Genomic DNA, 23,061 nt, shown 5'->3' on the forward strand with positions numbered 1-23,061 from the left:
GTTACCCGCCCGCCGAGAACGAAGTTACCCAAGGTGCATCAAAGCCAAACCACAGAAGTATGCGACGAGAAAACCTAGTAAAAACAATGCCAGTCAGGCTTAACTGACTGGCATTAGGCCATTGGCCTCTCTTTTTATTGGGACTGTCCGGGAAGAGGCGTATTACTTCACGCGCATGCCCGGCTGGGCACCTTCCTGGGGCTCGAGGATCCAGAGATCCTTGCCACCTGGACCTGCCGCCAGCACCATGCCTTCGGACATGCCAAAGCGCATCTTGCGCGGGGCCAGGTTGGCCACCATCACGGTCAGCTTGCCTTCCAGATCTTCCGGGTTGTAGGCAGACTTGATACCGGCAAACACCTGACGGGTTTCGCCGCCGATGTCCAGCTGCAACTTCAGCAGCTTCTCGGCTTCCGGCACCGCTTCGGCCTTTTTGATCAGCGCCACCCGCAGGTCAATCTTGGCAAAGTCGTCGTAGGTGATGGTCTCGCTGATGGGATCGTCCACCAGGGGGCCTGCCGGTTTCTTGCTCTGCTCCTTGGCGAGATCTTCCTTGGACGCTTCCACCATGGCATCCACCTTGGCGGACTCGATGCGGGAGAAGAGCGCCTTGAAGGGAGCGACGCCGTGGTCGACCAGAGGGGCGGCGATGCCGTCCCAGGTCAGGGTCTCGCCGAGGAAGGCTTCGGCGCGCTCGGCCAGTTGCGGCATGACGGGCTTCAAGTAGGCCATCAGCACGCGGAACAGGTTGATGCCGACGGAGCAGACGGCTTGCAGCTCGGCATCCGCCCCTTCCTGCTTGGCGATGACCCAGGGAGCCTTGTCGTCCACATAGCGGTTGGCCTTGTCGGCCAGGGCCATGATCTCGCGGATGGCTCGGCTGAATTCGCGCGCTTCATAGGCTTCGGCGATGCTGGCGCTGGCGTTGGCAAACTCGGCGTAGAGTGCGGGCTCGGCGCAGGTGGCGGCCAGCTTGCCGTCAAAACGCTTGGCGATAAAGCCGGCGTTGCGAGAGGCCAGGTTGACCAGCTTGTTGACCACATCGGCGTTGACGCGGGAGACGAAGTCTTCGAGGTTCAAGTCCAGATCGTCGATGCGGCTGTTGAGCTTGGCGGCGTAGTAGTAACGCAGGCACTCCGGATCTAGGTGCTTGAGATAGGTGGACGCCTTGATGAAGGTGCCCTTGGACTTGGACATCTTGGCGCCGTTGACGGTCACATAGCCGTGCACGTTGACCTTGGTCGGCTTGCGGAAGTTCGCGCCTTCCAGCATGGCCGGCCAGAACAGGCAGTGGAAGTAGGCGATGTCCTTGCCGATGAAGTGATAGAGCTCGGCGTCGGAGTCCGCTTTCCAGTAGCTGTCGAAGTCGATGTCGCCGCGCTTGTTGCACAGGTTCTTGAACGACGCCATGTAGCCGATGGGGGCGTCCAGCCAGACATAGAAGTACTTGCCGGGGGCACCGGGAATTTCGAAGCCGAAGTAGGGGGCGTCACGGGTGATGTCCCACTGCTGCAGGCCGCTTTCGAACCACTCTTGCATCTTGTTGGCCATCTCTTCCTGGATGGCGCCGGAGCCGCGTACCCAGTCGGCGAGCCAGGCTTCGAACTGGGGCAGGTCGAAGAAGTAGTGTTCTGAGTCCTTCATCACCGGGGTCGCACCGGAGACGGCGGATTTCGGATCAATCAGCTCGGTCGGGCTGTAGGTGGCGCCGCACGCGTCGCAGTTGTCACCGTACTGATCGGGGGACTTGCACTTGGGGCAGGTGCCCTTGACGAAGCGATCCGGCAGGAACATGGATTTTTCCGGATCGAACAGTTGGGAGATGGTGCGGATCTTGATTTTGCCGGACTCTTTGAGGCGGCCATAGATCACGCCCGCCAGCTCGCGGTTCTCGTCGCTGTGGGTGGAGTGGTAGTTGTCGAAGCTGATGTTGAAACCGGCAAAATCCCCCTGGTGCTCCTGGGAGACGGCGGCAATCATCTCTTCCGGCGAGATCCCCATCTGCTGAGCCTTGAGCATGATGGGCGTACCGTGGGCATCGTCGGCACAGACGAAATGCACCTGATGGCCACGCATTCGCTGATAACGAACCCAGATATCGGCCTGGATGTGTTCCAGCATGTGGCCGAGATGGATGGAGCCGTTGGCATAGGGGAGGGCGCAGGTTACCAGCATTCTACGAGGATCAGTTGCCATAATACGTTCTTTATGTGCCTGTTGGGATGATACAGTGCCGTGCATGTTACCCGAATTGGGGGCGGCCTGCCTAGGGTTGTGGCCCCCGGTGCCCTGACTGGCGGCATCACGATGACGTCGGCAAGCCACTGATTTATGTGCGGTAACCGTTCACCTCAGCATAACGACAACATAATGGGGAGTTAATGGTGATTGATTCAGTAAAACAGATCCTGGCCGAATTTAAGCCGGCAGGATGGGGCAAGGATCTGGTCGCGGCCGGTTTTGTGCGTTCCGTCGAGCGGCACGAACAGACCCTGGCCATCACGCTGGTGCTGCCCTTTGCCGGCCAGTCCCTGTTTGAACAGATCAAAGAGGAGTTCGATGCCCGGCTGCGCAGCGCAACCGGTGCGACCCGCATCGACTGGACGGGGGAGATAGACGTGGCCAGCATGCCCCGCGCGCAGCAACTGGCGGCGGTACAGGGGATCCGCAATATCCTGGTGGTTGCCTCCGGCAAGGGAGGGGTGGGCAAGTCCACTACCGCGGTCAACCTGGCGCTGGCGCTGCAAAAAGAGGGGGCGCGGGTCGCCCTGCTGGATGCGGACATCTATGGCCCCTCCATCCCGACCATGACGGGGACCCTCAAGGAGCGCCCTGTCAGCTTTGATGGCAAGTTGATGGAGCCGGTGATGGCCTGCGGCATCAAGAGCAACAGCATCGGTTATCTGGTGGCCGAGCAGGATGCCACCATCTGGCGCGGTCCCATGGCGAGCAAGGCACTCGGGCAGATCCTGCACGAGACCCGCTGGGGCGAGGTGGACTACCTGGTGGTGGACATGCCCCCGGGCACCGGCGATATCCAGCTGACGCTGGCCCAGCAGGTGCCCACCACGGCGGCGGTGATCGTCACGACGCCCCAGGATGTGGCGCTGGCAGATGCCCGCAAGGGGATCGCCATGTTCAACAAGGTCAATGTGCCTGTGCTTGGCATCGTCGAGAACATGAGTTACCACGTCTGCAGCGCCTGCGGGCATCACGAGCCGTTGTTCGGTACCGGCGGTGGTCAGAAGATGGCGGAGCAGTATCACGTGGCGCTGCTTGGTCAGTTGCCGCTGCATATCGACATTCGCCAGCACATGGATGAAGGCTGCCCCACCGTGTTCGGTGCGCCGGATGGCGAGCTGTCACAGACTTACCTGAAACTGGCTCGCCGGGTAGGGGCCGAGCTCTATTTCAGCGCAAAACCGATTGCGACCCCGCTCTACACGGTGGCGCTGGACGAATAATCGGCGTTCGGCCAAGGGGGACGGATTTGGGGTGGGCATGGCCACCCCTTTTTCATATAATGGATCGGTTTAAACAATCCCCAGTGCTCTTCTCTTTAGGTATTTTCAATGTCTGATACTCAACATTCCTGCGTGATCATCGGTATTGCTGGTGCATCCGCGTCCGGCAAGAGTCTTATCGCCCAAACCATCTATGAAGAGCTGGTGGCCGAGCTGGGAGCGGGTCAGATTGGTGTGATCACCGAGGATTGCTACTACCGTGATCAGACCCACCTGACCATGGAAGAGCGGGTCAAGACCAACTATGACCACCCCAATGCCCTGGATCACGATCTGCTGGTGCAGCATCTGACCCAGCTGACGCAAGGGGAGGCGGTCAACATCCCCCAGTACTCCTATACCGAGCACACGCGCATGACCGAGGTCACTACCTTTGCACCGCGCCGTGTCATCATCCTCGAAGGGATACTGCTGTTGACCGACAGCCGCCTGCGCGAACTGATGGACGCCTCCATCTTCATGGATACCCCGCTCGACATCTGTTTGCTGCGCCGTCTGGTGCGCGATGTGCAGGAGCGCGGTCGTACCATGGACTCCGTACTCAAGCAGTATCAGAAGACTGTGCGTCCCATGTTCATGCAGTTCATCGACCCGTCCAAGCAGTATGCCGACGTGATCGTGCCCCGTGGCGGCAAGAACCGCATCGCCATCGACATGCTCAAGGCGCGTATCCGCCATATGTTGATTGGTTGAGAGAAAACAAGCCGGGTGATGCCCGGCTTTTTTTAATGAATCTTTTGTCAGGAGAGTCGCAGAATGCGTCTTTGTGATACCGATATCGAACGGCACCTGGATGAAGGCAAGATCGTCATCGAGCCGCGGCCCGGTGTTGAGCGGATCAGCGGCGTCAGCGTCGATGTGCTGCTGGGCAACGAGTTTCGGGTGTTTCGCGATCATACCGCGCCTTATATCGACCTTGGCGGTACCAGTATCGAGATGGCCGATGCCATCGAGCGGGTGATGAGCGAGGAGATCCACGTGCCGGACGGTGAAGCCTTCTATCTGCACCCGGGTCAGCTGGCGCTGGCGGTGACCTATGAATCGGTTACCTTGCCCGCCGATATCGTCGGCTGGCTGGATGGTCGCTCCTCCCTGGCTCGCCTGGGCCTTATGGTGCACGTCACCGCCCACCGCATCGATCCGGGCTGGTCCGGTCGCATCGTGCTGGAGTTTTACAACGGCGGCAAGTTGCCTCTGGCCCTGCGTCCCAAGATGAAGATCGGTGCCCTGAACTTCGAGATGCTGTCAGGTACCGCGGCTCGCCCGTACAACAAACGGGAAAATGCCAAATACAAGAGTCAGCAAGGGGCTGTGGCCAGCCGGATCAACCAGGATTGATCCCCGCACCGTGCGGCTTGTCTATCGAGGAGGGTGCCAAGGCACCCTCTTTTTTTATCTGACAAAAGGAAACGGGCGTGCCGAGCGGGTTGAAAAGCGGCCTTTTTCGGGACATTGAGCCATGCTCAGGCTTTGATTGGCGCCTATCCACAGCAATGGAATGGACTTAAATTAATCCTCGACAAGCCCCGTTCCTACAGGCCCTAAGACATTTTCTGACGGAATGCCCTTTTTTTTTTTTGCTGAAATATTTCAACAACGGGTATGGCGCATCGAGCCTTCTGGCATAATCCGCCGCAACTCATAAACAGGTTCGTTTTTATGTTTGAAATGTTTAGTGGTTTGGGTTTGTGGTGGTCAATCGGTTTGGTATTGGCCGTTTTTTTTGTGCTGGCCTATGAATTCATCAACGGCTTTCACGATACCGCCAACGCGGTAGCAACGGTTATCTATACCAAGGCGATGCCGGCTCATATGGCGGTGGTGGCTTCCGGTCTGTTCAATTTCGCCGGTGTCATGCTGGGTGGATTGGGGGTGGCCTACGCCATCGTTCATCTGCTGCCCATCGATCTGCTGCTTGGCATGGACTCCACCCAGGGTCTGATCATGGTGTTCTCCCTGCTGTTCTCGGCCATCGTCTGGAACCTGGGAACCTGGTACTTCGGTATTCCGGCATCCAGCTCCCACACCCTGATCGGTTCCATCCTGGGGGTAGGCGGCGCCTATGCCCTGATCAGCCATCAACCCCTGAAAGAGGGTATCAACGTCGGCAAAGCCATCGACATCATGCTCTCTCTCATCATCTCTCCCACCGTGGGCTTCATCATTGCCGCCCTGCTGCTGTTCGCCATGAAGCGCGTATGGCTTGGCAGCAAGATCCACAAGACCCCGGAAGAGCGCCTGCTGGTGGACGGCAAGAAGCATCCACCGTTCTGGGCACGTGTCACTCTGATTTGTTCCGCAATGGGGGTGAGCTTCGTGCACGGCTCCAACGATGGTCAGAAAGGCATCGGTCTGGTGATGCTGGTGCTGATCTGCATGGCGCCTGCCTATTTTGCGCTGGACATGAACAGCCGCTCCTATGATCTGGACAGAACCCAGGATGCCAACCAGCGCATTATGGAGATCTACCAGCGTAACCAGGATCAGGTCTCCCATCTGGTGAACTTCAGTGTCCCTGCCAAAGCCCAGGAGGAGCTGATGAGCCACTGTGCGGCAGGGGAGGCCCTGCAGGCCATGGCGACCCTCGACAAGCGTCTGGGCCAAGTGCGCACCTACGAGGAGATGAATCTGGTGGATCGCCGCGAAGTGCGTCGCCTGCTGCTGTGCATCGACGACACTGCCCGCAAGGTCTCCAAATTGCCGCTGCCGGCCAAGGAGTTGACCGATCTTGCCAAATGGCGCAAGGATCTGACCGCCACGGCCGAATATGCGCCGACCTGGGTCATCGTGTCCATCGCGCTGGCGCTCGGTTGCGGCACCATGGTGGGCTGGCGTCGTATCGTCTACACGGTAGGGGAGAAGATTGGTTCCTCCGGCATGACCTACAGCCAGGGCATTGCAGCCCAGATCACGGCCGCCGCGTCCATCGGGATTGCGAGTCTGACCGGGATGCCGGTGTCCACCACCCACATTCTCTCCTCCGCGGTGGCGGGGACCATGGTGGCCAACAAGTCCGGCCTGCAGAGCCAGACCATCAAGACCATTCTGCTGGCCTGGGTGCTGACGTTGCCGCTCACCATGCTGCTCTCCGGCGGTCTCTTCCTGCTGAACAACCATCTCTTTGGCGGATAAGCGCGACAGTCATTGGAAATGAAACAAGGGCCTTCGGGCCCTTTTTTGTTGCCTGGTGAATGTCACGTCATGCGGCAATAGTTCAATGAGTAATAGCTATATGCCATCAGACAAGAAGTTGAATGACATTATCTATCACCTCTTTAGCTTCTCTACATCCCTCAACCACTCGTTGTGCACAGTGAGGGGAACCTGCCTGTGTGACGCCTTGTTACGAGCCGACCCTTGCACGTGAAGCTGAAGGGAGGGCGTTCAACGGGTCTATGATCCTCACCAGAAATGATGAGAGTGAAGAGCGCCACAGGTCGCCCTATGTCTGGCATTCCCGTTCAACTTGGGCTGTCTCAGCCACCACTGAACACACCGACTGTGAACCAAAGGGGGAACGCTGCCAGACTGTTTGCCAATGGCATCATATGCTGTCAACGCACGGACCTTATCGACAAACCAGAGCATGTCGTGGTGCGTTGACAGAGATGAATCCTCTGTCTGGTGCGTTATTCACGTCTTGCTTGGACTGTGTGTGTGATCGCTGAACATCGGGAAAGCGGCGGATATCGAACGGGCAGGGGGGGAGAGCAAGGCGATGTCAGCCCCAAAAAAGAGACAAAAAAAGAGCCACACATTGTGTGGCTCTTTATTCAGACTAACGAGTCTGCTCAGGGGCGACCGGCCGGGCTGGTTGCCACGTTGCTGGCAGCGGTGCTGCCACCGTGGCGACCGGAGGTCACGACTTCGCTGCGTACCAGGGGAGCGTACTCCACGGGTTCACGGGGTGTCGGGGCAGGCGCCGCAGCCGGCGTTGCCATGGGGGCATAGGCCTTGCGGGCACGGGCCAATACACCGGCACCCTTGCTGACCTTCACTTCGGGGCTGGTTGCTGGCTCGGTTTGCACCACGGCAGCCGGCATCTCGACGACCTCCGCCTCGGCGGTGGCCGTCTCCTCAGCGATCACGACAGGTGCCGCTTCAGCAACCGGTGCAACCTCTTCTGGGATGGCCTCCACTTGCTGGGTCTGCTCGACAGCATCGATCACGGCGACAGGTTCGTCATGAGAGGCGGTGTCGACGATAGGTTCGACCATCTCGGGTTCGACAACTGCCACTTCGGCCACGGGTTCAGGGTCTGCTTGCGCAGCCCGCTCAACTTCGTCAGTGGAGGGCGCGTCCACAGCCTGGGCTGTCAGTGCTTGCTCTGCCGCTTCCTCAGCAACGGCTTCAGCCACCACGTGTTCGGTCAGTGCGGCGGAGGCCTGCAGGGCGGCTGCAACCGCTTCTGCGCTCGGAATGGTGATGACAGGCACAACCGGTTCTTCCACCTTCACCTGAGCCGCATCGGCCTGGGCCGCGGTAGTCAGCTGCACTTCACCTTGTGCTTCGTCTTCACGCTGGCCACGAGCCTCTTCGTTGATGCGCTTGCGACGTTGCCCTTCGATGCGCTGATTGCGCGGGGTACGGCGGGAACGACGCTGACCTTCGCCTTGCTCTTCTTGCTGCTCAGCGGCGGCTTGCACGTCGGCGACATCGATGATTTGCTCGTCAGTCGGCAGGGCAGGGGTGTCGGTCGCGGCGACATCGACACGGATCTGCTTGCGCAGTTGGCGACGTTCGCGGCGCTCGGCCACTTTTTGCTCTTTTTCCTGACGCGGTTCAGCGCTGGTGACCGCAGTATCAACGGTATCAACCGCCTCGACGATCACCTCGGCACGGGGTTCGCGGGGGGCGCGAGGTTCACGAGCCGGACGCGGGGCACGAGGTTCGCGCTCCTGGCGGGGTTCGCGAGGCTCACGCTCCATGCGCTGTTCGGTGCGCACTTCGCCACGGGGTTCCCGTTCCTGGCGCGGTTCCCGCTCTTTGCGCGGGCGACGATTACGATCACTGCTCTCGCGGCTGGCTGCGCCTTCACGCTTCTCGCCGGCCTCGGCATTGCGACTGCCGCGGTTGTCGTCGCGACGACCACGTTGACCACGGCTGCGGGATTCATCGCGCTGGTGACGGTGCCCGTCATCCTTGCGAGCTTCGCGCTGGGCGGCCGGTTTGTCGGCAGGCGCCTTCACCTCGGCCGGAGCCGCATCGGAAGAGGCACCGAACAGGCCGGAGAAGGCCTTGGCCAGCTTGCCAAAGAAGCCGACTTGTTCTGCAACCGGAGCGGGAGTCGCAACAGGAGCCGGAGCGGCGGGCGCAACCGGCTGAGGAGCCGGGGCAAACCCTTGCAGCAGCGGTTGTTCACGCTCGACTACCTGAGCCTGGCGCGGCTGATAGACCGGCTTGGCAATCTCGGTTTTGAGCTCGTAGCTGGCCGCTTCCGGGATCTCGTTCTGACGGATGCGGGTCACTTCGTAGTGCGGGGTTTCCAGATGCTGGTTCGGAATGATGTAGACACGTACATCATTGCGCTGTTCCAGATTGGCGATGGAGGTACGCTTCTCGTTGAGCAGATAGGCGGCCACATCGACCGGCACCTGGGCATGCACCTGCTCGGTATTGTCCTTCATGGCCTCTTCTTCGATGAGACGCAGGATGGACAGGGCGAGGGATTCATTGTCACGGATGACCCCCTGACCCTGGCAACGGGGGCAGATATGGCTGCTGGACTCGTTGAGGGAGGGACGCAGACGCTGGCGAGACATCTCCAGCAGACCGAAACGGGAGATACGGCCCAGCTGGATGCGGGCACGATCCTGATGCACAGCTTCACGCAGACGGTTTTCCACTTCGCGCTGATTGCGAACCGGGGTCATGTCGATGAAGTCGATGACAATCAGGCCACCCAGGTCACGCAGGCGCAGCTGGCGGGCGATCTCGTCGGCCGCTTCCAGGTTGGTCTGCAGGGCGGTCTCTTCGATATCGCCGCCCTTGGTGGCGCGGGAGGAGTTGATATCGATGGAGGTCAGTGCTTCAGTCGGGTCGATGACGATGCTGCCGCCGGAGGGCAGGCGCACTTCGCGCTGGAAGGCCGATTCGATCTGGCTCTCGATCTGGAAGTGGTTGAACAGGGCGACATCGCCCTTGTACAGCTTCACGCGATTGAGGAAATCGGGGCGGACCAGCTCGATATGCGACTTGGCGCGCTCGAAGATGACCGGGTTGTCGATCAGGATCTCGCCCACATCGCGACGCAGATAGTCACGGATGGCGCGCACGATGACGTTGCTCTCCTGGTGAATGAGCACCGGAGCGGAACGTTGTTGTGACGCCTTGTGGATGGAGTCCCAGTGATTGAGCAGAACGTTCAGATCCCACTCCAGCTCTTCCGGGGACTTGCCCACACCGGCAGTGCGCACGATGAGGCCCATGCCGTCCGGCACGGTCAGTCCGCTCAGGGCTTCCTTCAGCTCGGTCCGCTCGTCACCCTCGATGCGACGGGAGATGCCGCCGGCACGGGGGTTGTTCGGCATCAGCACCAGGTAGCTGCCAGCCAGACTGATGAAGGTGGTGAGGGCTGCACCCTTGGTACCACGCTCTTCCTTGTCGATCTGGACAATCACTTCCTGGCCTTCGCGGACCACTTCTTTGATATTGGGACGACCCTGATAGGAGTAACCGGAGGGGAAGTAATTGCGGGCGATTTCCTTTAACGGCAGGAAACCGTGGCGTTCGGCGCCATAGTCAACAAAAGCAGCTTCGAGACTGGGTTCTACTCGGGTGATCTTGCCCTTGTAAATGTTCGCTTTTTTCTGCTCGTGTCCCGGACTTTCAATATCCAAATCGTAGAGCTGTTGTCCGTCAACCAGCGCTACGCGCAACTCTTCTTCCTGAGTCGCGTTGATTAGCATTCTTTTCATTGAGTTCTCATTATTTTGTCATTTTGATTCCTCCACTGGGTCCTGCCGGCGCCGGCCTCGGGTCTTCAGCATGCTGGGGCAACCTCCCGGTTGGGGTATGCATGAGGCGCAAACTAAGGGCACTCTGGTTCAGCCTTCTCGAGAGGGCGTGAATTAAGGATACCGATGTGGAGACAATTTACGTCGGCTCTGTTTGTGTTCTCCATGCGTTGTACCTCGCACCCGGGAACCGTCATGTTCTTGTATACACGGTGTTTCGGGATTGGGTGGCATACATTTTGGCCACTTAGTACAAGGCTTGAACACAATGACAAAACCTTGTTTATTATCCCATTTAAACCACTTTTATAGCAAGACGCCATTTTTTAACAAAGCATGCAGCCAAGGGCTGTCGGCGGTGTTAAAATCCGCGCCATGACACAGATACATCAACAAGTGCAGCTGCTCACCATCGAAGCTGAGCATGACGGGCAGCGCATCGACAATTTTCTCAAGACTCAGTTAAAGGGCGTCCCCAAGAGCCTGATTTATCGCATCCTTCGAAAAGGGGAGGTGCGGGTCAACAAGAAGCGCATCAAACCGGAATACAAGCTTTGTGCCGGTGACGAGGTGCGGGTGCCCCCCGTGCGTGTGGCCGAGAAGAATGAGTTGCCTTCTGCCAACCTCGGCAGCATCCAGCGTCTGGAGAGCCAGATCCTGTTTGAAGACGACGCCATGATAGTGCTCAACAAGCCGTCCGGCATGGCAGTGCACGGCGGCAGCGGCCTCAGTTTTGGCGTCATCGAAGGGCTGCGTGCCCTGCGCCCCGAAGCCCGTTTCCTCGAACTGGTGCACCGGCTGGATCGCGACACCTCCGGCGTACTGCTGGTTGCCAAGAAGCGCAGTGCTCTGCGCAGCCTGCACGAGCAGCTGCGGGTCAAGACCATGCGCAAGCAGTATCTGGCGCTGGTGCGCGGCCAGTGGCAACCCCACGTCAAGGTGGTCAATGCGCCACTTCGCAAAAATGATCTGCAATCCGGCGAGCGGGTGGTACGGGTCAGCAGCGATGGCAAGCCCTCCGAGACCCGGTTCCGGATTGCACGTCAGTTTGCCGAGGCGACCCTGGTCGAGTGCAGCCCCATCACTGGCCGTACTCACCAGATCCGTGTCCACACCCAGCACGCCGGCCATCCCATCGCCTGCGATGACAAATATGGTGAGGCCGGTTTTGATGAAAAGATGCGAGGGCAGGGGCTAAAGCGTCTGTTCCTGCACGCCTGGAAGCTCACCTTTACTCATCCGGTGGATGATCGGGAGATCCAGGTGGAAGCACCATTGTCACCGGAACTTGAGGCGTTTCTCGCCAAGCTGCCACGCTGACAGCCATGAAAAACGGGAGCCTTGGCTCCCGTTTTTCATGGCAGAGTTCTTGTTATGGCAGAGCCAGGCCGTGGCGACCCAGGAGATCAACCAAGCCTATCAGGGGAAGACCGACAAGGGTATTGGGATCGCGCCCCTCCAGCGCCTTGAACAAGACGATGCCCATTCCCTCGCATTTGAAGCTGCCGGCACAATCCAGAGGACGTTCGACCTCCACATAGCGACGGATAGCGGCTTCGTCGAGCGAGCGAAAATGCACGGTGAAAGGCTCGACGAGCTGCTCGGCATGGCCATTCGCAGCATTGATCACGCACAGCCCGGTGTAAAAGATGACGCGCTTGCCTTGGGCCTGCAGCAACTGCTCGACCGCCTTTTCCGCCGTGCCGGGCTTGCCGAGGATCTGCCCGTCACAGACGCACACCTGATCTGAACCGATGATCAATCCTTGATCACGATCAGCAGCAACCGCACTCGCCTTGGCAAACGCCAATCTGCTGACCAGGGCTTCCGCGGTCTCTCCGTGTCGCGCTGTCTCATCGACTTGAGGCGCAGCACAGTGAAATGGCTGACCGAGTTTTTCCAGCAAGGTCTTGCGGTAGGACGAGGTGGACGCGAGGATCAAGGAAGGCTGCATGTTTTGATGATATCCATTTATAAATCAATTGGTTGATTCTATCTGTGCAGATGGGGCCACGCAAACAGGAGATGTCTAGAGCGGGACTCGCCTAATTAGCGGGAAGCATGCATGCTGATGGAACCACAGCACAAACACAAGAGATCGGAATTGAGCGTGATGACACGATATGCGGCCTTGGTCATGGCACTGATCTCCTTCGCCAGCTGGGCAGGAACATGGCAACTTCGTCAGGGGGATGAGGGGGTGATGCTTTGGACCCAGCCACATCCTCCGACCTCTTTTCAGGCCTTACGTCTGGAGATGCGCGTGAATGCCGATCCTGGCACGCTGATAACGGTGCTGCGCAACACGGCGCGCCATGAAGAGTGGTTGCCCCAGAGCCGTGAAGTCAGGGTGCTGGCCAGATCTGGTCCCGACGATGATCTGGTCTATACCCGCCTGGCGTCTCCCTGGCCGGTGCAAGACAGGGAGCTCATCACCCGCTCCCATTTGAGTCGACGCATCGATTGCGGCCTGACTCTCGAGGTGTGGGCAGAGCCGAATGCCCTGCCATTGCATGCAGGGCTGTTCCGGATCCAGGAAAGCGCCGGACGGTGGGAGGCGCTACCCCAACGGGATGGCAGCACACTCGTTCGGCTCGAAACCTATACCAACCCGGGCAACAACTTGCCGGGCTGGCTGGTCAATCCCATTGCCATCAAGGCTGCCGTGGGCAGTTTCAAAGCCATACGCCGACTGATGGAAGCCGAGCCCAGAGTGGCTGCGACATCAGGCCTGCTGGGGAGCGACCCGCGCTGTTCTGCCACCTGATGAGACACCAAGGAGCACATCCGGTGGACAGACAGGGGAGGGGAACAGGATCCTGTGCTAGATCCTGCACGATATGGCATAATCGGCCACCGATGAGCACAAGTTCCTCTTGCAGGGGCCTGTGAAGGTAAAATCATCGGCGGTAAGGACTTTTTCCTTTGACTATCCCTTGTTGGACCTATAATATTCGCGCCCTATGCAAAAGGTGAAGTTGCCCGTTAAGGTTGATCCAGTCCGTAATGCCTTGAAGCTACTCGATTATGTCGGGATAGTGGAAAAGTCGCAGATGCCCAGGCTGGAGGAATCAACCGAAGGCTTGCGAAGTGATGTGGATGTCACACTGCACTTTGGCAAAGATGTCCAGAAGTTGACCGTTATGAAAGGCACTGCCCATGCCAAGGTCGACCTGGTTTGCCAGCGTTGTGGTGAGACGTTTGAACACCTTTGTGAAGCTAGTTTTATTTACACTCCGCTGTTCGAAAGAACAAACGAGGAAGAACTGCCGGAAGCTTATGAGCCCATTGAGTTGGACGAAAACGGCGAGATAGATCTTCATCAAATCCTGGAGGATGAACTCATCCTCTCGTTGCCTCAAGTAGCCATGCATCCGGTGGATGTGTGTCCCAGAGGAAACATGGAGATGACCTGGGGTGAAATCGAACCTGCTGATGAGCGGCCGAATCCCTTTGCAGTTCTTGAAGCGCTCAAACGTAAGTGAATTTTAGGAGTTAGCCTACCATGGCCGTACAACAGAACCGTAAAACCCGCGCCAAGCGTGGCATGCGTCGTTCCCACGATGCGCTGACCACCGCTGCCCTGACTGTTGATCAGACCAGTGGCGAAATTCATCGTCGTCACCACGTGACTGCCGATGGTTTCTACCGCGGTAAAAAGGTAATCGCTTAAGGATTGCCTTTGTCTACGCAAACTGTCGCGCTAGACATAATGGGGGGAGATATCGGCCCCTCGGAAACAGTGCCTGCCGCCGTGCAGGCACTGTCTCTTCTACCCCAGCTAAAACTTGTTCTGGTCGGTGATCAACACCAGACTGCCCCTCTTCTGCAGCAACATGGCCTGCTTAATCACCCTCGCGTTCGTCTCGTGCATGCCTCCCAGGTCGTGGGCATGGGCGAAAAGCCTATCGTGGCGCTACGTACCCTGAAAGACTCCTCCATGCGCGTGACCCTGGATCTGGTCAAGAGCGGCGCTGCCGATGCCTGTGTCAGTGCAGGCAACACCGGTGCCTTGATGGCCATGGCCAAGTGCGTGCTCAAATCCTTGCCCGGTGTTGACCGGCCAGCCCTCATCAAGGCGCTGCCCACATTGAGTGGAAAGCGGACCGTGATGCTGGATCTGGGTGCGAACGTGAGCTGCGATGCCGACACCCTGCTGCAATTTGCCGTGATGGGCGCCGTAGTCGCAGAGAAGGTGGAGGGGATACCTTCACCCAGAGTGGCACTGCTCAACGTAGGGGAGGAGGAGATCAAGGGCAACGACCTGGTGCGCCACAGCGCCGAGTTGCTGCGCCAATGCTCCGCCCTGAATTTTGTCGGTTTCATTGAGGGGGACAGGATCTTCAGCGGCGAGTGCGACGTGATCGTCTGCGACGGTTTCGTGGGCAACGTGGCGCTCAAGACCGCGGAGGGGGTGGTGCGGATGATGGCCGAACTGGCCGGATATCCGCGCAAAAAACGCAGTTTTCTTGGTCGACTCGCCGGATTTATGTTCAAACGGCGTTTCTCTTACCTGAACCCCGACCAGTATAATGGCGCGAGTCTGTTAGGATTGCGCGGCATTGTGGTAAAAAGCCATGGGCGGGCCGAGCGCCGCGCTCTGTGTCATGCGATTCTGCTGGCCGCACAAGAAGCCAGACATCAACTTCCATTGCAAATTGCAGATCGCCTTGAATCTGTCTTTTCCGACAGGGATTTATAAAACTCTATGCATAGCAAAATTCTGGGTACTGGCAGTTATCTGCCGAGTTCGGTTCGTACCAACGCCGATCTTGAACAGATGGTTGAAACCAGTGACGAATGGATCGTGGAACGCACCGGGATCCGTGAACGCCGTATCGCCGGAGCCGACGAAACCGTCGCGACCCTTTCTCATCAGGCGGCCTTGCGTGCGCTTGATGCGGCAGGTCTGACTGCCGCCGATCTGGACATGATAGTGCTGGCCACTACCAGCGCAGAGAATGCCTTCCCAGCTGCTGCCTGTGAACTGCAGGGGCTGCTTGACGTACCGGGGATCCCGGCGTTTGACGTAGCCGCCGCCTGTGCCGGCTTTACATATGCTCTCGCCATCGCCGATCAGTTCGTCAAATCCGGCGCTGCTCGCCACGTGCTGGTTGTCGGTGCGGACGTGCTGTCACGCATGTGCGATCCCGAGGATCGCGGCACCATCATCCTGTTCGGGGATGGGGCAGGGGCCGTGGTCATCGGTGCCAGCGACACTCCTGGGATCCTCTCCACCCATCTGCATGCCGATGGCCGTTATGGCGAGCTGCTCAAACTGCCGCAGCCCCGTCGCGGCATGCCGGGTGCTGAGCTCGAAGCCTACATGTACATGAAGGGCAACGATGTCTTCAAGGTGGCGGTGACACGCCTTAGCGAGATCGTGACCGAAACCCTGGCTGCGGCCAACGTCGAGCCGAGCGAGCTGGACTGGCTGGTGCCCCATCAAGCCAACTTCCGCATCATCAATGCCACCGCCAAGAAACTCGGCATGGGGCTCGACAAGGTGATCCTGACCCTGGATCGTCATGGCAATACCTCCGCGGCCTCCGTGCCCATCGCCTTCGATGAAGGGGTGCGCGATGGTCGCATCAAACCCGGCCAGCTGGTCCTGCTGGAAGCCTTCGGCGGCGGTTTTGCCTGGGGCTCTGCGCTGGTTCGCCTCTGATACCGAGCGGTGCCCGGTCCTCGGGCGCCCGCTTACCGAATTCGTCTTACCTTAAAGGAATCAATGATGACCCGATTTGCCATTGCCTTCCCGGGACAAGGCTCCCAGAGCGTCGGCATGCTGGCCGAGCTGGCCGAGCAACACGCAGTGATTAAAGAGACCTTCGCCGAGGCGAGCCAGGTGCTGGGCTATGACCTGTTTGCCCTGGTGATGGCAGGCCCGGCCGAGGATCTCAACAAAACCTGGCGTACCCAGCCAGCGCTGTTGACCGCCTCCGTCGCGCTGTGGCGCCTGTGGCAACAACAAGGCGGGGTAACCCCTGCCGTGATGGCCGGCCACAGCCTGGGGGAATACTCCGCCCTGGTGTGCAGCGGCGCGCTGGCGTTTGCCGATGCCGTCAAGCTGGTCGAGCTGCGTGGTTTGGCCATGCAGGAAGCCGTACCGGAAGGCACTGGCGCCATGGCTGCCATCATCGGTCTGGACAACGAAAGCATCGCTGCCAACTGTGAGAAAGCGGCCCAGGGGCAGGTGGTTTCTCCGGTCAACTTCAACTCTCCGGGTCAGGTGGTCATCGCCGGCCACAAAGAGGCGGTCGAGCGTGCCAACGTGCTGATGAAAGAGTCAGGTGCCAAGCGTGCCCTGCCGCTGCCGGTCTCCGTGCCCTCCCACTGCGCCCTGATGAAACCGGCCGCAGAAAAGCTGGCCGCCGCCCTGGATGGGATCGAGATCAAGGTTCCTGCCATCGCCGTCATCAATAATGTTGACGTCTCTTGTGAGCAGGATCCTGCCGCCATCAAGCAAGCCTTGGTGCGTCAGCTGTTCAGCCCGGTTCGCTGGACTGAAACGGTAGAGCGCATGGCAAACGACGGTGTTACCCTCGAAATCGAGATGGGCCCGGGCAAGGTATTGACCGGCCTGGCCAAGCGTATCGATGCGCGAGTGGAAGGTATTCACGCCAACGACGCCGCCTCGTTCGAGCAGGCGCTGGCCCAGATCAAGTAAACAGGAGCAAGTCATGAGTTTTACCGATAAGGTTGTGTTGGTCACTGGTGCCAGCCGTGGCATTGGTCGTGCGATTGCGGAGACGTTTGCTGCTCGTGGTGCCAAGGTCGTGGGTACTGCGACCAGCGAGAGCGGCGCCGAAGCGATCAGTGCTTACCTGGGTGAGCAAGGCTGCGGCATGGCACTGAACGTGACCAGTCAGGAATCTATCGAAACCGTCTTCGCCGCCATCAAGGCGCGTTTTGGCGACATCGACATCCTGATCAACAACGCCGGCATCACCCGCGACAACCTGCTGATGCGGATGAAGGATGACGAGTGGAACGAGATCATCGACACCAATCTCACCTCCCTGTACCGTCTGAGCAAGCCGGTATTGCGTGCCATGATGAAAAAACGTAACGGTCGCATCATCAGCATCGGTTCCGTAGTCGGCACCATGGGCAACGCCGGTCAGGTCAACTATGCTGCTGCCAAGGCGGGTCTGGTTGGCTTTACCAAGTCGCTGGCCCGTGAAGTGGCATCTCGTGGCATCACGGTGAATGCGGTTGCTCCCGGTTTCATCGAGACCGACATGACCAAGGCGCTCAATGAAGAGCAGCGCGCCGGCATCATGAATCAGGTGCCTGCTGCACGTTTGGGCGATCCGAAAGAAATTGCTGCCGCTGTGGTATTCTTGGCATCGGATGATGCCGCCTATATTACCGGCGAAACCCTGCATGTTAATGGCGGGATGTACATGGTGTAATCAATTTGTCGTGAGTTCTGTTCAAATTTGCGATAATACGCCGAAGTTTGGCGAATTTCGTGGTTTGACCAGCGGCAAGTCACTTGCAAACTCACGTCAATTGAATACACTACCCCAACCAGACGCAATAGCGTATTTTTAAAGGAAAATTCAGGTCATGAGCAACATCGAAGAACGCGTAAAGAAAATCATCATCGAACAACTGGGTGTTAAAGAAGAAGACGTGAAGAACGCTGCCTCCTTCGTCGACGACCTGGGCGCTGACTCTTTGGATACCGTTGAACTGGTAATGGCGCTGGAAGAAGAATTCGATACCGAAATTCCTGATGAAGAAGCCGAGAAGATCACCACTGTTCAAGCGGCTATCGACTACATCACCGCTAATCAGGAATAAGTTCCTGTTCTGAAAGAAGCGGCCCAAGGGCCGCTTCTTTTATGTTTACCCCTTTCAAAACACCTCTCGGAGACTACCTCAGTGTCAAAACGCAGAGTCGTGGTGACCGGCTTGGGGATGCTTTCCCCGGTAGGCAACACTGCCGAATCCAGCTGGCAAGCCCTGCTCAACGGGCAGAGCGGCATTTCCCTCATCGACCACTTTGATGCAAGCGAGTTCGCAACCCGTTTCGCAGGCCTGGTCAAGGATTTCGACCCCGAAGAGTTCGGCATCAACCGCAAAGAAGCCCGCAAGATGGATCTCTTCATCCAGTATGGCGTGGCGGCGGGTGTTCAGGCCCTGGAAGATTCCGGCCTGGTCATCAGCGAAGAGAACGCGGAGCGGGTAGGCGTTGCCATCGGCTCCGGTATCGGCGGTCTGGGTCTGATTGAGCAGAACCACAGCAGCCTCATCAATGGCGGCCCCCGCAAGCTGAGCCCCTTCTTCGTTCCGTCCACCATCATCAATATGGTGTCCGGTCATCTTTCCATCATGAAAGGCATGCAGGGCCCGAACATCGCCGTGACTACCGCCTGTACCACGGGTACCCATGCCATCGGCATGGCTGGCCGGATGATCGCCTATGGCGATGCGGACGTGATGGTCGCCGGTGGTGCCGAGAAAGCCTCCACCCCCATGGGCATGGGCGGCTTTGCCGCTGCCAAGGCGCTCTCCACCCGTAATGACGAACCGCAGAAGGCGAGCCGCCCCTGGGACAAGGATCGCGACGGTTTCGTACTGGGCGATGGTGCCGGCGTGTTGGTGCTGGAAGAGTATGAACATGCCAAGGCCCGCGGCGCCAAGATCTATGCCGAGCTGGTCGGCTTTGGCATGAGTGGGGATGCCTATCACATGACGGCCCCTCCCTCGGACGGCGATGGTGGCGCACGCGCCATGAAAAACGCCATCAAGGATGCTGGCATTGCACCCGAGCAGATCGGTTACATCAATGCCCACGGTACCTCCACCCCCCTTGGGGATGTGGCAGAGCTGCGCGGCATGAAGAAGGTGTTTGGTGAACATGCCAGCGCCCTGATGGTCAGCTCCACCAAGTCCATGACAGGCCACCTGTTGGGTGCGGCTGGCGCCATCGAGGCGATCATCACCGTGCTCTCTCTGCGTGATCAGATGGTGCCTCCCACCATCAACCTGGACAACCCGGATGATGAGTGCGACCTGGATCTGGTGCCGCATGTTGCCAAGGCCGGCAGCTTCGAATATGCCCTCTCCAATTCCTTCGGTTTTGGCGGCACCAATGGCTCCCTGATCTTCAAACGCGTATAATTCGCTCTGGGCGAATGATAAGGCCCGATACGGCAGTATCGGGCCTTTTTTATCGGAGGGATCCCCTTGCTGATTAATGGAATACCCACAGAAACACTGTCAGCCAGGGATCGTGGACTGGCATACGGTGATGGTCATTTCACCACCATGCTGGTGAGGGAAGGGAAGGTACTCTGGTGGCAGGACCACCTGGCCCGGCTGCAACATGCCAACGCCCGGCTTGGTTTTGGCGAGCACTCCTGGGACCTGCTTGCCGACGAGGCGGCGCAGCTGGCTTCTGGGCAGACACAGGCTGTCGTCAAGATAATGCTGACCCGGGGCGCCGGTGGGCGGGGATATGACGGCGCAGGCTGTGACACGCCCACTCGCATCGTCTCTTTGGCACCTTATCCCGAGCATTATCATGATTGGCAGCAAACCGGCATCAATGCCCTGGTATGCCAGCAGCAGCTTGGGGACAGTCCCATGCTCGCCGGTCTCAAGACGCTGGGGCGCCTCGAACAAGTGATGCTGAAGCGCGAACTTGCTGCGCGCGGCGGGGTCGAAGGTATAGTCTTGAACAGCCGGGGATTTCTGGTAGAAGGGGTCAGCGCCAATCTGTTTTGGCGTCGCGGCAGGACGGTGTTCACACCGGATCTCACCCGCGCCGGGATCGATGGCATCATGCGCAAGCGCGTGATGACGATGCTTAAACAGATGGGCATTGAACTGCGTGTCGTCGAGGCTCCATTGGAGTCACTCTGGCAGGCGGAAGAAGTCTGGCTGACCAATACCCTGATGGGCATAGTCCCGGTCACCCGCATCGGGGATATGCACTATCCCAGCCCGGTATTGATCCGCCGTTTACAGGAGCGCTTGGTCATTGAAGTTTAATCGGCTTTACACCCTGCTCGCGGGGGCGGCACTCTCTGTCGCTGTTGCCGGAGGGTACGTGTATCACAAGTGGCAACAGGTGGAGACGCTCACCAACAAGGGGCCAACCCGCCTCTTTACCGTCGAAAAAGGCGCCCATGCGGCGCGCCTGATTGCCGAACTGGGGGAGGGGGAAACCAGCCCCTGGGCGGTGCGCCTCTGGTTGCGCGGTCATCCCGAACTGGTGGCCATCAAGTCCGGCACCTATGAAATCAAGGAAGGGGCGCCGCTCAAGGAGACTCTCTCTCTCTTTGCTTCCGGCAAGGAGTTTCACTTCAGCCTGACCTTTGTCGAAGGGTCCCGTTTTGAGGATTGGCTGAAGCAACTTTCCAGCGCCCCCTATCTGGAGCGCCTGACTCTGGAGCAGAGCGAAACCGAGCTGGCTCAGGAACTCGGCATCGAAAATGGCAAGCTGGAGGGGTGGTTCCTGCCGGAAACCTACGCCTATACCACTCATGCCAGCGATCTTTCCATCCTGCGCCGCGCCTATCAGGACATGAAAACGTTCCTGGAGGCTTCCTGGGAGAAGCGTCAGGCCAATCTGCCCTACAAGACACCCTATGAGGCGCTCATCATGGCCTCCATTATCGAAAAAGAGACGGGCCAACCGGATGAACGGGCCCAGATTGCCTCTGTGTTCGTCAATCGTCTACGCCTTGGCATGAAGTTGCAGACCGACCCTACCGTCATCTACGGGGTGAAGGACAGGTACGATGGCAACATTCGCCGCAGCGATCTGACCGACGTTAACCCCTACAACACCTATGTGATCGACGGTCTGCCTCCGACGCCCATCGCCATGCCGGGCAAGGCCTCCATCGAGGCGGCGCTCAACCCCAAATCGACCGACTATCTCTACTTCGTTGCCAAGGGGGGCGGTGCCCACTACTTCTCCAAGACCCTCGATGAACACAATCGGGCGGTGCGTGAATACATATTGAAGAAACCCTAATGTCTAAATTTATCGTGATTGAAGGATTGGAAGGGGCAGGGAAGAGCTCTGCGGTGCGCTATGTCACCGACTATCTGCAAGCCCACGGAGTTGCGCGGATCGAGTGCACCCGGGAGCCAGGAGGTACGCCGCTGGCGGAACGCATGCGGGCCATTGTCAAGGAAGTGCATGACGAGCGCCTGACCGTCGAGGCCGAGCTGTTGTTGATGTACGCCTCCCGGGTACAACTGGTGGAGACCCGGATCAAGCCTGCCTTGGCAGACGGCATCTGGGTAGTGGGCGATCGCCACGATCTCTCCTCCCAGGCCTATCAGGGGGGTGGCCGCGGCATCGATGCGAACCTCATCGGCGCCATCAAACGGGCGGTCCTCGGGGATTTCAAGCCGGATCTGACGCTCTATCTGGACATCGATCCTGCCATCGGCCTGCAGCGGGCCCGCCATCGCGGCGAGCTGGACAGGATTGAGCTGGAGCAGATCGGCTTCTTTGAACGTACCCGCCAGCGTTACCTCGAGTTGGCGGCCGCCGATGATTCCATCCAGGTCATCGATGCCGGGTTGCCCCCGGCGCAAGTCAAAGCCGCCATCGAGGCTGCCCTTGAGCATTATCTGGCAAGCGAGGGGCTATGTATCCCTGGCTGATCCCGGATTGGCATGCCCTGAGCGAGACGGCCCGGGCCGGACGGCTCGGGCACGCCTGGTTGCTGCTAGGAGATCCTGGTCTTGGCAAGGAGCAGCTTGCAGAGCGACTGGCGCGACTGCACCTGTGTCAGCATCCACAACGAGGTGAACCCTGCGGTCAGTGCCACTCCTGCCAACTGTTTGAGAAGGGGCATCACCCGGATCTTGGCACCCTGGGGCCCGAGGGCAAGACCATAGGTGTCGAAGCCATCCGGGAGATTTGCAGCCGCCTCCAGAGCACATCCCAGCTCGGTCGCGGCAAGGCGGTGATCATTCAGGAGGCGGAGCGCATGACGGAGTCTGCCGCCAATGCTTTGCTGAAGACGCTGGAAGAGCCGGCTGGCGACAGTCTGTTGCTGCTCATCGCATCCCGGGTATCTCGCCTGCTCCCCACCATCTTGAGCCGTTGTCACAAGCATGTCTGCCAGCTCCCCTCTGAGGGGGAGACCCTTGCCTGGCTCGCCGAGCAGGGCCATCAGGCCACCCAGGCCCAGGTGCGGATCTGCCAGGGTGCGCCGCTGCGGGTGCTGAGCTATATCGAAGCACAGCAAGATGATGCCAGACGGGCATTGCTCGACGGATTTGTCTCGCTGGCATCGGCCCCCACCCGTGCGGCGAATGTCTGCGCCCAGTTGGCCGAGGATAATCAGGTCCGGCTGCACTGGTTGCAGCTCTTCCTGTGCGATGCCCTCAAGCTTCAGGCTGGCTGCGGTCATCATCAACTGGCGATGCCGGATCTTGCATCACTCAGCCAGCAACTGGCTGAGAGACATTCCAGCGAACGGCTCCTGGAAGCTGAACAGCAGCTGGTTGTGCTGAAAGAGGCTTGTCAGCCTGGACAGCTTTCCAATCCCACCATCCATTTGATGAACTGGCTCAATCGCTGGTTATAAACAAGGTTG

Annotated in this window: 21 protein-coding genes; 18 read left to right on the plus strand and 3 right to left on the minus strand. The window is 58.9% G+C overall.

Going from position 1 to position 23,061, the window contains the following annotated elements; genetic code table 11:
• Window positions 1-162: 162 nt before the first annotated feature.
• Window positions 163-2,196 (minus strand): methionine--tRNA ligase, encoded by a 2,034-nt coding sequence (gene metG, locus PG896_RS01385; protein WP_041215171.1) that lies wholly within the window; start codon window positions 2,194-2,196, stop codon window positions 163-165.
• 185 nt (window positions 2,197-2,381) lie between these two features.
• On the opposite strand from metG, the gene apbC reads away from it, so the two are divergent.
• From apbC to PG896_RS01405, 4 genes are all read left to right on the plus strand, one after another.
• Window positions 2,382-3,464, plus strand: coding sequence for an iron-sulfur cluster carrier protein ApbC (apbC, locus tag PG896_RS01390; protein WP_109112458.1), 1,083 nt, complete (start codon window positions 2,382-2,384; stop codon window positions 3,462-3,464).
• Window positions 3,465-3,572: 108 nt separating this feature from the next.
• On the plus strand, window positions 3,573-4,217 hold the full coding sequence (udk, locus tag PG896_RS01395) for a uridine kinase (RefSeq protein ID WP_010674731.1): 645 nt from the start codon (window positions 3,573-3,575) through the stop codon (window positions 4,215-4,217).
• 63 nt (window positions 4,218-4,280) lie between these two features.
• Window positions 4,281-4,862, plus strand: coding sequence for a dCTP deaminase (dcd, locus tag PG896_RS01400; protein WP_045524859.1), 582 nt, complete (start codon window positions 4,281-4,283; stop codon window positions 4,860-4,862).
• A 321-nt stretch (window positions 4,863-5,183) separates the two neighbouring features.
• Window positions 5,184-6,656 carry an inorganic phosphate transporter gene (locus tag PG896_RS01405; RefSeq protein ID WP_029314527.1) on the plus strand — a complete coding sequence of 491 codons (1,473 nt, stop codon included), beginning with the start codon at window positions 5,184-5,186 and terminating at the stop codon, window positions 6,654-6,656.
• A 659-nt stretch (window positions 6,657-7,315) separates the two neighbouring features.
• Here PG896_RS01405 and rne read toward each other — a convergent pair.
• Window positions 7,316-10,441: a ribonuclease E gene (gene rne / locus PG896_RS01410; protein ID WP_113978919.1), complete on the minus strand. Its 3,126-nt coding sequence runs from the start codon at window positions 10,439-10,441 to the stop codon at window positions 7,316-7,318.
• Between the two features lie 414 nt (window positions 10,442-10,855).
• Between rne and rluC the strand changes: the two genes are divergently transcribed.
• Window positions 10,856-11,800 (plus strand): 23S rRNA pseudouridine(955/2504/2580) synthase RluC, encoded by a 945-nt coding sequence (rluC, locus tag PG896_RS01415; RefSeq protein WP_204509413.1) that lies wholly within the window; start codon window positions 10,856-10,858, stop codon window positions 11,798-11,800.
• Between the two features lie 52 nt (window positions 11,801-11,852).
• On the opposite strand, the gene PG896_RS01420 is transcribed toward rluC, so the two are convergent.
• Window positions 11,853-12,434, minus strand: a complete 582-nt coding sequence (locus tag PG896_RS01420) for a Maf family protein (RefSeq protein ID WP_113978916.1) — start codon at window positions 12,432-12,434, stop codon at window positions 11,853-11,855.
• A gap of 249 nt (window positions 12,435-12,683) precedes the next feature.
• Between PG896_RS01420 and PG896_RS01425 the strand changes: the two genes are divergently transcribed.
• From PG896_RS01425 to holB, 13 genes are all read left to right on the plus strand, one after another.
• Window positions 12,684-13,247, plus strand: a complete 564-nt coding sequence (locus PG896_RS01425; protein WP_406568991.1) for an START domain-containing protein — start codon at window positions 12,684-12,686, stop codon at window positions 13,245-13,247.
• Window positions 13,248-13,443: 196 nt separating this feature from the next.
• Entirely contained in the window at window positions 13,444-13,965 is a 522-nt protein-coding gene (gene yceD, locus PG896_RS01430; RefSeq protein WP_029314532.1) for a 23S rRNA accumulation protein YceD, read from the plus strand.
• Between the two features lie 20 nt (window positions 13,966-13,985).
• Window positions 13,986-14,153 (plus strand): 50S ribosomal protein L32, encoded by a 168-nt coding sequence (gene rpmF / locus PG896_RS01435; RefSeq protein ID WP_005300935.1) that lies wholly within the window; start codon window positions 13,986-13,988, stop codon window positions 14,151-14,153.
• Between the two features lie 9 nt (window positions 14,154-14,162).
• The gene (gene plsX, locus PG896_RS01440) at window positions 14,163-15,182 is read left to right on the plus strand and encodes a phosphate acyltransferase PlsX (protein WP_045524864.1); all 1,020 of its coding nucleotides are present in this window, start codon (window positions 14,163-14,165) and stop codon (window positions 15,180-15,182) included.
• Window positions 15,183-15,188: 6 nt separating this feature from the next.
• A complete protein-coding gene (locus PG896_RS01445; protein ID WP_010674740.1) occupies window positions 15,189-16,148 on the plus strand; it encodes a beta-ketoacyl-ACP synthase III in 960 nt (319 codons plus the stop codon).
• 66 nt (window positions 16,149-16,214) lie between these two features.
• On the plus strand, window positions 16,215-17,150 hold the full coding sequence (gene fabD, locus PG896_RS01450; protein WP_010674741.1) for an ACP S-malonyltransferase: 936 nt from the start codon (window positions 16,215-16,217) through the stop codon (window positions 17,148-17,150).
• Between the two features lie 13 nt (window positions 17,151-17,163).
• Window positions 17,164-17,898 (plus strand): 3-oxoacyl-ACP reductase FabG, encoded by a 735-nt coding sequence (gene fabG / locus PG896_RS01455; protein ID WP_039041169.1) that lies wholly within the window; start codon window positions 17,164-17,166, stop codon window positions 17,896-17,898.
• Window positions 17,899-18,055: 157 nt separating this feature from the next.
• Window positions 18,056-18,292 carry an acyl carrier protein gene (acpP, locus tag PG896_RS01460; protein WP_005300909.1) on the plus strand — a complete coding sequence of 79 codons (237 nt, stop codon included), beginning with the start codon at window positions 18,056-18,058 and terminating at the stop codon, window positions 18,290-18,292.
• Between the two features lie 81 nt (window positions 18,293-18,373).
• Window positions 18,374-19,615 (plus strand): beta-ketoacyl-ACP synthase II, encoded by a 1,242-nt coding sequence (fabF, locus tag PG896_RS01465; RefSeq protein ID WP_270835325.1) that lies wholly within the window; start codon window positions 18,374-18,376, stop codon window positions 19,613-19,615.
• A 66-nt stretch (window positions 19,616-19,681) separates the two neighbouring features.
• Window positions 19,682-20,488: an aminodeoxychorismate lyase gene (gene pabC / locus PG896_RS01470; protein ID WP_045524866.1), complete on the plus strand. Its 807-nt coding sequence runs from the start codon at window positions 19,682-19,684 to the stop codon at window positions 20,486-20,488.
• Window positions 20,478-21,479, plus strand: coding sequence for an endolytic transglycosylase MltG (gene mltG / locus PG896_RS01475; protein ID WP_042017642.1), 1,002 nt, complete (start codon window positions 20,478-20,480; stop codon window positions 21,477-21,479). The genes pabC and mltG overlap by 11 nt, the downstream gene beginning before the upstream one ends.
• Window positions 21,479-22,120, plus strand: coding sequence for a dTMP kinase (gene tmk, locus PG896_RS01480; RefSeq protein WP_042017643.1), 642 nt, complete (start codon window positions 21,479-21,481; stop codon window positions 22,118-22,120). The genes mltG and tmk overlap by 1 nt, the downstream gene beginning before the upstream one ends.
• Window positions 22,105-23,052, plus strand: coding sequence for a DNA polymerase III subunit delta' (gene holB, locus PG896_RS01485; RefSeq protein WP_262512560.1), 948 nt, complete (start codon window positions 22,105-22,107; stop codon window positions 23,050-23,052). Before tmk ends, holB begins: the two co-directional genes overlap by 16 nt.
• Window positions 23,053-23,061: the final 9 nt, after the last annotated feature.

Origin of the sequence: Aeromonas sp. QDB30 (assembly GCF_027707645.1) — a bacterium.
Classification (GTDB): domain Bacteria; phylum Pseudomonadota; class Gammaproteobacteria; order Enterobacterales; family Aeromonadaceae; genus Aeromonas; species Aeromonas caviae.